This is a genomic window from Phycisphaerae bacterium (assembly GCA_035384605.1).
Lineage (GTDB): Bacteria > Planctomycetota > Phycisphaerae > UBA1845 > PWPN01 > JAUCQB01.
Window position 1 is genome coordinate 15,412 of the sequence record DAOOIV010000072.1, and the last position, 12,794, is coordinate 28,205.

Genomic DNA, 12,794 nt, shown 5'->3' on the forward strand with positions numbered 1-12,794 from the left:
GCGATGGCCCATGTCGGCGGCAAGCGCGATCAACGACCACCGATCATGGCACGAGAAAGAAGGGACGCGGGATCTCGTGAATCGTGCGCGTTTCGCCGATCCGCGGCGGGCTCGCTCGCACAAAACGTCCGTTTTCCCACAGCATGAACTGGTACGTCGCGTCGTCGAGGCTGCGGTCGAACTCCAGCAATACTCTGCGCACGCCGGTCGGCTCCGCGTCAAGCGGAATTGCTGCAAACGCGCTTGTGCGGTAGTGAATCGTGCCGGGCTCGACGGGTCGACCCGTGCGGAAAAGACGCTCGAACCGCTGATCGCCAAGCGGTGTGCCCAGCGAGGTCAGTGTCATCCGGCGATCATCCTGACGGTGCCACTGCAGCCCGCGCCGGCCCATCTGTACCAGGTGAATCCGCGTTCCGGCATCGTCATGCATGACCGCCCAAGTCGCCAACTGGAAGGTGGACAGCAGGCTGGAGGGGCTGTTGAAAACGAGGACGTGACGCGGCTCGGGGCGTTCGCGATCGATGTCGGCGGCGGCGATGGCCGCACGATCCAGCCCCCCCATGCTTGAGAAGAAGTAGCCGCGGAGCAGCGTACCCGGCACGGGCAACAGAAGCCCACGGAACACCACGATTGCAGCCAGGGTCAACCGTGCGATTCTTCTCTCGCGCAGCGCTATGCTCCATCGCCCGACATGGTGCAGCAGCAGAGCGATCAGCATCGAGGTTCCGATCGAGGTGTTGAGGAACAAGCGGTCCGAAGGATCGGCGCCGGCCTCCGGGATGAATGAGAACACGGCCAGGCCCAACGCCAGGAACGCCGCCGGTGTCCAGCGGATGGTGCGAGCCAGAATCCAGAAGACTGCGATCGAGACGATTGCCGCCGCCGGCAGCACCCATGGCATGGTGTCCCGCAAAGCCGCGGCAATGTCGGCGCTGAACCCGACAAACAGACTTACGCCGGCCAGCGGCATGATGGTTGCCAGCCGCGAGAAATACTGGCCCGGGTCTCGCCAGGGAGTCGGATACAGAAGTGACTGCGTTCCGTAGCCGGCCGACGCGTACCAGCAGACATAGGCCCCGGCGGCAAGAACGATGGCCAGGAGCGGTCGCGACTTGACCACCGCCGCGAGCCGGCCTCGCAACGACGGCGCGGACGCCGCTCGCGGGTAGAGCCATTCGTGGAGAACGGCCACCGGCAGGCCGATGATCCCGGACTCCTTCGCGCCGCATGCAAGCAGAAAGCAGACGACCGCCGACACCAGCATCGTGTGCCCTGCCCGCGCCCAGTAAGCATGTAGCGACAGGAGCATCCCGACCAGGAACACACCCACCCACAAGGCATTGCGATTGGCGATCCAGCCGACCGGCAGACTGTGAATGTCGCTCAAGGCCATGATGGCCATCGCCCAGGCAAGAGCGCTCCCCGGCAGCTCTAGTGCCCGATACAGTCGATAAACCATCACCAATAAGACTGCAAAAAGCCCCAGGCTCGTCAAGTGGTAGCCGGGCGCCCAGTCTCCATATAGCCAGTGATCCGCCGCGATGCTCAGACTGGTGACCGGCCGGAAGAACCGGATCTTGAAGTCCGCGTCCGTCCACCAGGGATAGAAACCCCACTCGAACAGCGGGTGTCCCGGTTCGGGGCGGACGCCGAAGTCGAACAGGTTCCAGACCCGCGCGGGATCACCGTGCTCGATTCGCCGGAGCATGAACTGGTGTATGTAGTCATCGTACAAGAACCCCCACCGAAGCGAAGGCAGATGCGAGGCCACCCCGGCACAGATCACCAATCCCGCCAGCAACCCGGCTCGCCGAGAGCAGCGCCCCTCATCAAGAGGCCGGCCGGCAACAGCGTCCATGTGATGGGTGATCGGCGTTTGCGCTCGCATGTCTCAAGTACCTTGCGCCGGGCTCTCCTGCTGAAGGGAACTGATACGCTTGGCCGGAATCCCTGCCCAGAACTCATGTGGACCGACTACCGTTCCCGGCAACAGCAGCGATCGGGCACCGATGACACATCCCTTTCGCAGCCGCACCCCGGCCAGAATGCTGACTTCGCCTCCCACGAGAACGTCGTCCTCGATAATGGTCTTCTGAATGGTGACCTTGTCCGCCTCTTGGATGTGAGCGACGATCCGGGTGCCGTACCCGATGATCACATTTCGGCCGATCTCCACCAGCGAAGGATCCAGTATCTCGGGCTCGGTCGCATAGCACGATTGGGACTTCGGGCCGAAGATCCGACTGACCAGCCAGCACAACGGAGGCAGATTGGCCAGATGGAAAACCAGGAAACCGGGAAAAGGAACTTGGTAGCGCGCCTTGGTGAGCACCCCCAGAAGAGTAATCCAGACCAGTTGTCGGTCGGGAAAACCCTTCGTCGAGTAGACCCCTTCCCTGGGCGTTGGAATGGGCAAGCGGACAAGAAGCAACTCCAGGAGATAGATCACGTTGAAAAGAATCACCCACTGTCCGATGCGTTTTGCCCAGAGCATCGTGAGGCCAGGATCACCGGCCAGGGGGTTGCCCGCCGGCCAAGCCTGCAACGCCGTCATCACGGCGGTCGTCAGGCCCAACGAGGTGGACCACAACGTCAAGCGAACCCAGAGGTCCAGTAGGAGAAACCCCCATAGGAATCCTCTTTTGTCGGCCGATTTCCTGGCTTGCGGGTCCATCTGGGCTTGAGACCCGGCCCGCAAAGGCGAAGACGTCTGGCTGTGCTCCACGGTCATGGCCTCCCTGGACAACCACACTCGCGACGCGCGGCCTTGCGCGGGCGTCAACGCGAAAACCGTTTATTCGATGTAGCCCAGTTCCTGCAAATGCCGCTCGATGCTTTGCTGCTGTTCGGCGGTAATCTCGAGCATCTCCGCCGGGGCTTGGCCCTCGGCCGGCAACATGCTCTCGGTGAGTTGCCGCAGTTCCCTGCACTTGGCCGGTTCGTGGTCTGCCAGGTTGATCGTCTCGCCGGGGTCGCTCTGCAGATCGTAAAGCTCCGTGGGCATCTCCGGATTGTGCGGCCCATAGGTATACTTGTGCTGCTCCGTTCGCACGCCGCGCACCTCGAGATCTTCGGGCAGACCCGTCAGCGAGAGATAAGCAGGCAGGCATTCCCAGGGTCGCCCCTCAACCAGCGGCTTGAACGATCGGCCGTCGATGTTGCCCAGTTTCTCAGTGTCGACGCCCACGAAGTCCATGATGGTCGGCATAATATCCGGCTGGCGAACCATCCGGTTCCAGGATCGGCCGCGAGGCACCCCCGCCGGGGCGCGGATAACCAGTGGTACACGCACCACGTAATCATACAGCGAGATGGTATGGCCTTCTTGCATGTTTTGCTTGTAAGAACTCGCCCACAGACGCATGTGCATGCCGAACAGCCGATCTTCGCCGACCGAGTGAACAAAGCGGTTCACTCGGGCCCTGGCTCGGTTCTCATCGAGCAAGCCTCGCCTTTTCAGTACTTCGGTCAGCTTCACAGGGGCACGGAGTTTGAGTAGATCGTGCACGAAAACCAGCGGAGTCAACCTGAGTAGTCGAAGACGATCTTTAAGTCTTTCCCACCGGCCGTAAGCCGGAGTATCTCCGTTGCCCCGTAGCCGCAAGCTCCGCATCAGCGGCACGCAGTGCTCGTAGAATTGTTGCAGAACGCTGGGGCCGGCCCAACGGGCCACACTGAAAGGCACCATGCCCTCGGCCTCATCCACGTGCAGCAGCCGGCGAGCGTAATCCACCGCGGTGCCTTCTCGGTAGGTCTCGGTGTCGAGTTTCTCACCGTGGTCCCCCGTGAAGGCGATGAGCGCGTTGTCCTCCACCGCGGCGAAGATGCGCCCCAGTTGCGCGTCCAGGCTCGACACTGCCCGGTCATACTCGGCCACACCGAAACGCTCGTTGTTGAACTCCGCTTGAACTTGCCTCTTCGGGTGCAGCTCCCAGAGGTGAAGAACCATGAACCAGGGCTGGCGATAGAAGCCGGTCCGTAGGCGTTCGAGAAAGAGGCTTCCCCACTTGGTGTGCAGGTAATCGCACGGGGCACGGTAATTGTAAACCTCAAAAGCACGATCCAGACCCATCTCCGACAGCAGCGGGCCGGTCACCTCCGCATAGCAGTGATAGCCTTCGGCGGCCAAGACATGAGACAATAGCGGAATCCGCTCGCTCAGCCGGTAACCCCAGACCAGGTGAACGCCGTGTCGCGGGCTGTACAGGCCCGTCAGGAGTGCTGCAAAGTTGGGAGTGGTACAGCTCTTTTCGGCGATCGTATTTGGGAAAGAGATCCCTTCTCGGACAAGGCGATCCACATTGGGCGTCTGTCCGGATCGGCCGGCCCCGAGCCAGCGGTCGGAACGACCGCAATCGGCCACGATCAGCAGTATGTTGGGGGGTCTGCTTGTCATGCCGATTGCAGGACGCTGTCGCGGTACGCGGCAGAGTCCCTGGAAGTCTCCTTGTCCCGCATCGCTCGGTACCAATCCCGCATTCGCCTCATGCCCTCTGCAAAACGGGTGCGGTGCACCCAGCCCAGTTCTTCACGCAGCCTTCCGGCGTCGACGACCTGGTCGGTGCTCATCAAGTCGATCATGGCCCGCGTGAAGGGCGGCTCAACCCCCGGCAGCCGGGCCGCCATATCGGCCGCCCATGCCGCCGTGAACGCCAGACGCGCCGGAATATGCCTGGTTGGGCGAGGCATGCCCAGCGCGTCAGCCGTGCTGTTGAGAAACTCGGCCTGAGTGACGACCTCGTCGCTGGCGACGTCGTATACCCTGCCGTGGGCCTTGGCATGCAAGCCGGCCAGAACGACGGCTTCCGCTGATTCGTCGATATACGCGGTCGAAATCCGGTTGGTGCCGGGACCGACGACAAACAAACGCTTGCGGGCCAGCAGCCGCGAAAAGTTCCTTACCAGCACTCGATTGCCCGGCCCATAGATGAATACGGGCCGCAAGATCACCCACGAACAGCCCGCCCGCTCACACTCCGTCCGAACCAGCGACTCGGCCAGAACCTTGGCACGACCGTACAGATTGTACCGCGCCGGAACGGCCCGCGTCTTCTCGGCCGACACCGAACCCCCGGCGGTATTCTCCTTTGAATAGACCGCCGCCGAACTGACGTAAACAAAACGTTGAACGCGCCGGCTCAAAGCCGCATGCAGCAACCGCCGCGTGCCCTCAATGGTCGTCTGTCGGAAGTCCTCCCACTTTCCCGTCATCTCGACGCGAGCTGCGCAGTGAAAAACCACGTCGCCGGGATGGACCAGGGCGGCGCAAGCCTCCGCGTCGGTCAGATCACCGCGGATCGGCCGGGCGTGAAGGGCCTCAACCCTCGCGTCATCCTCGGGTCGACGCACGAGGACGCGGACGCACTCTGCCTGCGGCACCAGAAGGCGAACGACGGCTTCGCCGAGGAATCCCGTACCACCGGTAACGGCTGCCTGCATTAGTCCGATCCTCTGGGACGCCGTGGAATCCAACGCGGAACCCGGTCAAGGTAGGCAGTATAGCTTGTGCCGAAGCGTTTGCGTAGCAGCGGTTCTTCCAGCAACGTGACCTGCAAATGGGCGACGATTATTGCCAGCAGGAAAAGCAGCAGGATGCCCGTCGATGAGAAGATCAGGGACTCGCCCAGCAGCATCAGAACCGCGCTGCCGGCGATCGGGTTGCGGACCCAGCGGTAGATCCCGCAGGCGACGAATTCCCTCGGAGGATCGAACTCCACATCGCCGCCTCGCCCGCGACTGGTGAGCAATCGCGACGAGAGCAGGTAAGCGATCAGGAAAACGACAAAGACGACGACGCCGATCATCCGTCCCGGACGGCCGATCTCGATGTGAAGCGAAGGAACATACACGTCAATCTGATACGCCAGCCAAGGTAGTCCAACAAGCAGCAACGACAGAAAGACGACCGTGTAGAAGACGTAACGGATCGTGACCGGAACGGATTCCAGGAAAGTCGAGAGGCTTCGAGCTGGCGGAGGCTGATCGGTGTGGCCGTTGCGCTGCGGCATCTCACCACCGCACCGCGAAGCCGGCAGTCATCCATTTGCTGGATTCGACCGAGTCGAGCAGAATCGTCTGTCCCGGCTTAATCTCCCCCGATCGAACCATCTCATCAAAATGGAGCAGCAGGGATGTCCCGCCGCAGTAACCCGTCTTGCCGGCGCGGAATCGCAATTGTTCCCGGGTGATATGGAAGTACTCGGTGAACAGATCGATGTTGTCCTCGTAGAGCTGTCGGGTGGGAATCGATGCCACAATGGCATCAATCTTGTGCGGATCGATCCCCAGAGCCCGGGTCATCCGCACGAGCCCCTCGAAGAGCAGCTTGCCGGCGCTGCGATTGACGGCGGAAAAATCCTGGTCCAGATGATGCGTACCGAGTTCAAACACGTGAGGGATCTGATGCTCGACGTCCACCAGATCGGCGACGCCGCCGCCCGCCGTCATCCCCGCGGGCATCCCGCCGCCGACTGACTCGACATAGGTTCCCAGCAATTCGTGTTGCACGTGGTTGCTGCCCGGGGCCATTGCCTGGAGCAGGACGGCACCGCTGCCGTCGGCCAGGATATACCTCAACGAGGCCTGCTTCTTGTTGATCCGGCTCTGATTGTAGTAGCAGTTCCGAAGATAGACACTGGACAACTGCGAGTAGACGACCAGAGCGGTCTTGTATCGGCCACACCGAAGGGCGTCGCAGGCGATCTGCATGCACTTGCCCACACCCGCACAATTGGAGTGGATCTCCATCTCGGCGCATTGCTTGATCCCCAGTCTTTCCTGGAGTATCGCCGAGGTTGGCGGCGTCGAGCAATCGTAGCTCGGGCAGCTCAGCAGAAGCAGTTCGACGTCGTCGGGTTGCTTGCCTGCGGCCTGGAGGGCCCGCCTTGCGGCTTCTTCCGCCAGCGAGGCGACCGTATGAGTCAGCCTGTGGGTCTTGGGGTCAATGGCAAAATGCCGGAACTCCACGCCGCTTGAAGCCAGCATACGAGAGGCCACATTCTGAATGTACGACTTGACGTTTTCCGGGGCATGGTCCAGCGGCCCCAGGATCTCATCAAGTCGATCATTCGGCACGGGGTCTCCCGGGAGAAATGAACCCGTGCCCACAATGGAAACGCGGTGGAAATCAGCGCTCACGTATCGATCTCTTTCGCTCGTGCTCTGACTATGCTACCCTACTGCCTTGGTTAGTCAGCCGTCGTTGTAAGACGCGTATATTGTCGCAGGCGTCCGCAACTGTCAACATGCCCGGAGACAGAACACGGCCGGGAAGCGACGGGCAAAAGCGGCATTGGATCAGGGACGCACATGCCTTTATCCCCTATTTGTTGGGCCAGAGGCGGCAAGGAAGCCCATGAATAGCATCGGTAATACACGGTCCCGGTTTCACGGCGCCGGCGGCTTTCCGCGACGCTTGGGAGTCGCTTATGGCTAGGTGGATCGTGCGCTTGTGTGCGATTGCCGGGCTGGGAGCCATCGTTTGGCTGACCTATCGGCAGTTCAGGCCGCGAGAGTATGTTCAAATCCGCACCGTCGAAGTCAGTCGCGGTCCTCTTTGTCTGACAGTGACGGCGACCGGGCGTCTGGCACCCACGACCCAGGTTCTCGTCGGCTGCGAAGTCTCTGGAACCGTGGGCGAAATCTTCGTGAACCACAATGGTCGCGTCAAGAAGGGGCAGGTTATAGCCCGCCTGAAACCAGAGCTTTTCCAGGCGGAACACGAACAGGCGAATGCCGAGCTGGCTCGGGCCCAGGCCACCCTACGCCAACTGGAAGTCCAAGAGGCTGAGGCCAAACGTCGATTTGAGAGAATCCAGAGACTACAGGCCCAGAACGCGGCGGGCGACGAGGAGTATCGCACCCTGGAGGCTGCCTGGAAAGCTGCCACGGCCAGCACCGAGGCAGGTCGCGCAGCCGTCCGGGGCGCGCAGAACGCAGTCGATCTGACGAAATACCGTCTTGGAAAGACTGAGGTTATTTCACCCATCGACGGGATTGTCTTGGATCGTCGGGTCGACGTGGGCCAGACGGTGGCTGCTGCCCTCATGACGCCCGAGCTTTTTGTGCTGGCGGAGGATCTTTCGCGAATGGACCTGTTGGCCGACGTGAGCGAGGCGGACGTCGGTTACATCTGCCCCGGCCAGCAGGCGACTTTCACTGTCAATGCCTATCGTGATCGCGAGTTCTCCGGCACCGTTCGACAGATTCGCAACCAACCCCACACCGTCGGAAACGTCGTGACCTATGCAGTGGTGATCGAGGTTGCGAACAACGAGTTGCTTCTTAGGCCGGGCATGCCCGCTGATATCAGCCTTGAAGTTGCCCGACAAGACGACGCCTTAAAGGTGCCCAACGCGGCCCTGCGGTTCTTGCCGCCGATTCCTCCGGATGAGATGCGCCGACTCAAAGAGAAAGCCGATTGGCCGCCCACGCCGGAACCGATCCCGGTCGCCGGTGACCTGCGGGCCACGAGCAGGCCCGATGAGGTGAGCCTTATGCCCCCCCCGATCCAGCCCGGTCAGGGATTCCTGTGGCGGCATGTGAACGGAGCGTGGACCATGGTCCCGGTGTGGACGGGTTACAGCGATAACCGCGAGACGATCCTCTACCCGCGCCAGGGCGTTGAGGAAGGCATGACCTTTGTCGCAGAGTACATCGTTTCCAGGAGCGACGCCCAGAGTGAGTTTCAGAAAGCCATCCTGATGACCGCGCCGGAGAACCGGCGGTTTTGATCCGAGCATGATGAAACCGATTGTCGAACTGGTGGATGTCCATAAGGTCTATGACATGGGCGAGGTCAAGGTACACGCTCTGTGCGGCGTGAATCTGACCATAGCGGAGGGCGAGTTTACCGCCATTATGGGGGCCAGCGGCTCGGGCAAGAGCACCATGCTCAATGTTCTCGGCTGCCTGGATCAGCCCACACGCGGACGCTACATCCTTGATGGGCAGCCGGTCGACGACCTCGACGAAGAAGAACTTGCCCGGTGCCGCCGCATGAAGCTCGGGTTCGTTTTTCAGAACTTCAATCTGCTCCATCGCAGCACGGCCCTCGAAAACATCGAACTGCCGCTCGTCTATCTGGGCATCGGCGTGCGGGAACGTTATCGTCGGGCCAAGGAGGTCCTGGAGGTCGTGGGCTTGGCCGACCGGATCAACCACATGCCGTGGCAGCTTTCGGGCGGGCAGCAGCAGCGCGTCGCCTTGGCCCGGGCCCTGGTGAGCAACCCGCGGCTGCTGCTGGCGGACGAACCGACCGGCAACCTGGATTCCAGGACTGCGGCCGAGGTGCTCGAACTGATCGCCAGACTCCATCGCGAGGAATCGCTGACCGTGATCCTGGTGACTCACGATGCCGAGATCGCCTCGCGGGCCCATCGCATCGTGATGCTGCACGACGGCGCCGTGGTTCACGACCAGCCGTCGCCGCTGTGCGGCGGACCGCCGATTCCGGCCATTAAGAGCCTCGCGCAGGTAAGTTGCGGCGGCCCCGCTTCAGACGAAAACGCAGGAGGCCGGCCGTGACCGCAGTCGTCTGGATCGAGAGCTTCCGGATCGCCTTCCGAGAGATGCGCCGCCATCGCACGCGGAGCATCCTGACCATGCTGGGAGTGGTCATCGGCGTCGCGGCGATCATCGCGGTGGTGTCCATCAGCCAGGGAGCCAAGCACAGCATCCAGGGACAGATCGCCAAGGTCGGAAGCAATATGATCCTGATCATCCCCGGCTCGACCAGCCAGGGGGGCGTCCATGGCGGGGCCGGCTCGGCCAAGACCCTGACGATCGAAGATGCCGAGGCCCTCCAGCGCGAATGCTCGGCGGTCGCCTATGCCGCCCCCGTCAGCCGGCTGGTCTGCCAGGTGGTCAGTGAGTTGGGAAACTGGTCGACCCCGGTTAGCGGGACCAATGCCGACTACCTGAGAGTCCGATCGTGGGGCGTGCAGGCCGGTCGTCCGATGGAGCCGCGAGACGTTGTCAGCGGCGCCAAGGTCTGTCTTATCGGCAAGACCACCGCCCAGAACCTCTTCGGCCAGGAAGACCCGGTCGGCCAGCGGGTCCGGATCAAAGGCACGCCGATGCAGATTGTCGGCGTGCTCGAAGAGAAAGGGCAAAACCCCCTTGGATATGACGAGGACGACTCGATCATCGTTCCGATCACCACCTGCTTCCGTCACCTCGCCGGTGACAACCGCGTTCATGCGCTGGTCGTCTCCGCCGTCGGCGAAAAGGAAATCCCGATGGCCATCAACCAGATCAGGACCGTGCTGCGACACCGTCACCAGCTTCGCGAGGCGGACCTCGACGATTTCACCGTCAAAAGCATTTCCGAGGCCGCCAAGACGGCCGAGAAGGCGTCCAACATCATGACCGGCCTGCTGGTCACCATCGCCGGCATCAGCCTGTTGGTCGGCGGCATCGGCATCATGAATATTATGCTGGTCACGGTCATGGAGCGAACGCGTGAAATCGGCGTCCGCATGGCCCTGGGTGCCGCCCGACGGATGATCATGCACCAGTTCATGATCGAGGCCGCGACGCTGGCCGGCGTCGGCGGCGCGCTGGGCACCATCCTCGGCGTGCTCGGCAGCAGTTTCATCTCCAACAAAACCGGCATCCCCGCGATGATGACGCCGTGGCTGATCATCGGTCCGATGACCTTTGCCATCATTGTCGGGGTGGTCTTCGGCCTGTTGCCCGCCCGCCGTGCCTCGCGGCTCAACCCCGTCGAATCTCTCCGCCACGAGTAACCCGGGCGATGCCGACGCCCCCCACGGCAGGTCGCTCCCTTCACAAGGGGAGTTGGAGGGGTCGTTCGTTCGCCCTTCGTAAGAGGGAGCCGGAGGGGGTCGCGGCGCACAGGCTCCGCCCCGGCGGACCATTTGATCTGGTGGTCTATTGGTCTGTGAATACAGCAGTCGATCTCGAAAAAAGAGCTGCGTCCCATCCTTGTTCTGAACACAGATACTGGTAGGATTTGAGGGTCGGGTCTGAAGGCCACAGACCCGGCACGGTCACGACGGCCGTGGAGGCAACGGCCCCGGCAATCGTAGACAGGGCCAGCACATTGGACCCGAGGGATGCCGCGGCCCCGTCGCTCCTTACCGCGAAGGCCCATACAAAAGGCGAACGGAATCCTCGGGGGGAACGCGGCGACGACACCGGTCCAGGCGCCCGACTCGAGAGTGAGCACAGGTGAGCGTTCATGTCAGTACTGGTTCGTCGCAGTGTCACAGGCACCCTCTTCTCGATGGCGTTTCCCATGCTGGCCGGCACCTTCGCCATGAACGCGTACAACCTCACGGACACGTGGTTCATCGCCCAGTTGGGCACGCTCCCGCTGGCGGCGATGGGGTTCGTCTTCCCCGTCGTCATGCTGCTGACGTTCGTGGCCGGCGGAATCGCGACGGGCATCACCACTCTGGTATCCCACGCTATCGGTCGGCACGATCACGACGACGCCGCCAGGCTCGTCACGCACGGTTTGGCCCTGACGATCAGCGTGGCGGCAACGATGTCCGTTGGCGGGTATCTGAGCATCACGCCGATCTTCAGACGTCTGGGTGCGGATACCCAGACGCTACCCCTTATCGGCGAATACATGCGCACCTGGTATCTGGGAGCGATGTTCATGGCCCTGCCGTTTCTGGGCAACGGCATCCTGATCTCCACGGGCGACTCCAAGTCGGCCAGCCGATTCATGATTTTGGGAACGGTGCTCAACTTAATGCTCGACCCGATCATGATCTTCGGTTACCTGGGCTTCCCGGCGATGGGCATACGCGGGGCGGCGTTGGCCACCGTGATCGCGCAGGCGATTTCGACGGTATGGCTTCTTCATCTGCTGCGGCACAGGCACCGTCTGCTGGCGTTCAAGGCCGGCCGGCTGAGTGAATGGTTTGCCTCGTTCCGGCGGATCCTCGGCTTTGCGGTGCCAAGCATCCTGAGCATGATCCTGATGCCGATCTCCGCTGCGGTGATCACCAGGTTGATCAGCCACTTCGGCAACGAGCCGGTGGCGGCCTGCGGTGCCGCCGGCCGCCTCGAGATGTTCGCCTTCGTGGTTCCGATGGCGCTGGGCATTTCGCTCACACCGTTCGTGAGCCAGAACTTCGGGGCCGCTCGGGTGGACCGCGTTCGCGAGGCGCAGAAGGTCACCACGTGGTTCGCTCTCGGCTACGGCGGGCTGGTGGCGGTGGTTTTCTTCCTGAGTGCCCCATGGCTGGCGTCGGTCTTCACGGATGACGCGAAGGTGGCCCGCGTCCTTATCTCCTACATTCGTATTATCTCCTTCGGTTATGGGATGATGGAAGTGCATCGGTATTGCGGTTTCTTTTTGACGGGCCTGCACAAACCCGTCTGTGCGACGGTGCTGAATGCCATCCGCGTGCTGGGGCTGCTGATCCCGCTCTCCTACCTCGGGGCACACCTCTACGGGGTGATCGGTGTGTTCGCCGGCCGCCTGGCGACGGACCTGATCGTCGGCAGCATCGGCATCATCTGGGTATCGCGCACCTTGCGTTCCTTCCGGACGAATGTGAACCCGACGACGGAACCGGCCACGGCCCGCGCGGAGATAGTACTGCAGTAAGACAAGAAAACGACAGGAAAACGTGTCACCCATTAGCCCCCGTCTTGTCAAGCGCAGAAAGCTCCCTTAGCGAATCTTTCTTTGTCAGAACGACCGCCTGAAATCGCCGACGTTGCCGGGCGCCATCCCCACGGCCATGCGTAGACATGTGGGGGTAGGGCCGACGCCCCCGTCGGCCCATCTCCGCTCGGCCCGGAATCCTTTC

10 protein-coding genes are annotated in these 12,794 nt (G+C 62.1%); 4 read left to right on the forward strand and 6 right to left on the reverse strand.

Translation table 11 applies throughout. The features are described 5' to 3' along the window. Positions 1–43: 43 nt before the first annotated feature. The 6 genes from PLL20_14960 to PLL20_14985 all read right to left on the reverse strand — a co-directional run bounded on the left by PLL20_14960 (position 44) and on the right by PLL20_14985 (position 7,137). Positions 44–1,888, reverse strand: a complete 1,845-nt coding sequence (locus PLL20_14960) for a hypothetical protein (GenBank protein ID HPD31290.1) — start codon at positions 1,886–1,888, stop codon at positions 44–46. Between the two features lie 3 nt (positions 1,889–1,891). Continuing rightward, positions 1,892–2,725, reverse strand: coding sequence for a DapH/DapD/GlmU-related protein (locus PLL20_14965; GenBank protein ID HPD31291.1), 834 nt, complete (start codon positions 2,723–2,725; stop codon positions 1,892–1,894). 69 nt (positions 2,726–2,794) lie between these two features. Continuing rightward, a complete protein-coding gene (locus PLL20_14970; GenBank protein ID HPD31292.1) occupies positions 2,795–4,396 on the reverse strand; it encodes a sulfatase-like hydrolase/transferase in 1,602 nt (533 codons plus the stop codon). After that, the gene (locus tag PLL20_14975; GenBank protein HPD31293.1) at positions 4,393–5,439 is read right to left on the reverse strand and encodes an NAD-dependent epimerase/dehydratase family protein; all 1,047 of its coding nucleotides are present in this window, start codon (positions 5,437–5,439) and stop codon (positions 4,393–4,395) included. Before PLL20_14975 ends, PLL20_14970 begins: the two co-directional genes overlap by 4 nt. Further along, positions 5,439–6,008, reverse strand: coding sequence for an isoprenylcysteine carboxylmethyltransferase family protein (locus tag PLL20_14980; protein HPD31294.1), 570 nt, complete (start codon positions 6,006–6,008; stop codon positions 5,439–5,441). The genes PLL20_14975 and PLL20_14980 overlap by 1 nt, the downstream gene beginning before the upstream one ends. Before the next feature lies 1 nt (position 6,009). After that, positions 6,010–7,137: a 3-oxoacyl-ACP synthase III family protein gene (locus PLL20_14985; GenBank protein HPD31295.1), complete on the reverse strand. Its 1,128-nt coding sequence runs from the start codon at positions 7,135–7,137 to the stop codon at positions 6,010–6,012. Positions 7,138–7,427: 290 nt separating this feature from the next. Here PLL20_14985 and PLL20_14990 point away from each other — a divergent pair, with 290 nt between their 5' ends. From PLL20_14990 to PLL20_15005, 4 genes are all read left to right on the forward strand, one after another. Further along, complete coding sequence (locus PLL20_14990; protein ID HPD31296.1) at positions 7,428–8,732, forward strand: efflux RND transporter periplasmic adaptor subunit; 1,305 nt, start codon at positions 7,428–7,430, stop codon at positions 8,730–8,732. A gap of 7 nt (positions 8,733–8,739) precedes the next feature. Beyond that, the gene (locus PLL20_14995) at positions 8,740–9,525 is read left to right on the forward strand and encodes an ABC transporter ATP-binding protein (GenBank protein ID HPD31297.1); all 786 of its coding nucleotides are present in this window, start codon (positions 8,740–8,742) and stop codon (positions 9,523–9,525) included. Next, the gene (locus PLL20_15000; GenBank protein ID HPD31298.1) at positions 9,522–10,748 is read left to right on the forward strand and encodes an ABC transporter permease; all 1,227 of its coding nucleotides are present in this window, start codon (positions 9,522–9,524) and stop codon (positions 10,746–10,748) included. The genes PLL20_14995 and PLL20_15000 overlap by 4 nt, the downstream gene beginning before the upstream one ends. Before the next feature lie 455 nt (positions 10,749–11,203). Further along, positions 11,204–12,589 (forward strand): MATE family efflux transporter, encoded by a 1,386-nt coding sequence (locus tag PLL20_15005; GenBank protein HPD31299.1) that lies wholly within the window; start codon positions 11,204–11,206, stop codon positions 12,587–12,589. Positions 12,590–12,794 lie beyond the last annotated feature (205 nt).

What these genes read in the sequence shown, in the direction of transcription:
- PLL20_14960 (HPD31290.1), bottom strand. Translation starts at nt 1,888, where the DNA reads ATGCGAGCGCAAACGCCGATCACCCATCACATGGACGCTGTTGCCGGC.
- PLL20_14970 (HPD31292.1), bottom strand. Translation starts at nt 4,396, where the DNA reads ATGACAAGCAGACCCCCCAACATACTGCTGATCGTGGCCGATTGCGGT.
- PLL20_14975 (HPD31293.1), bottom strand. Translation starts at nt 5,439, where the DNA reads ATGCAGGCAGCCGTTACCGGTGGTACGGGATTCCTCGGCGAAGCCGTC.
- PLL20_14980 (HPD31294.1), bottom strand. Translation starts at nt 6,008, where the DNA reads ATGCCGCAGCGCAACGGCCACACCGATCAGCCTCCGCCAGCTCGAAGC.
- PLL20_14990 (HPD31296.1), top strand. Translation starts at nt 7,428, where the DNA reads ATGGCTAGGTGGATCGTGCGCTTGTGTGCGATTGCCGGGCTGGGAGCC.
- PLL20_14995 (HPD31297.1), top strand. Translation starts at nt 8,740, where the DNA reads ATGATGAAACCGATTGTCGAACTGGTGGATGTCCATAAGGTCTATGAC.
- PLL20_15005 (HPD31299.1), top strand. Translation starts at nt 11,204, where the DNA reads ATGTCAGTACTGGTTCGTCGCAGTGTCACAGGCACCCTCTTCTCGATG.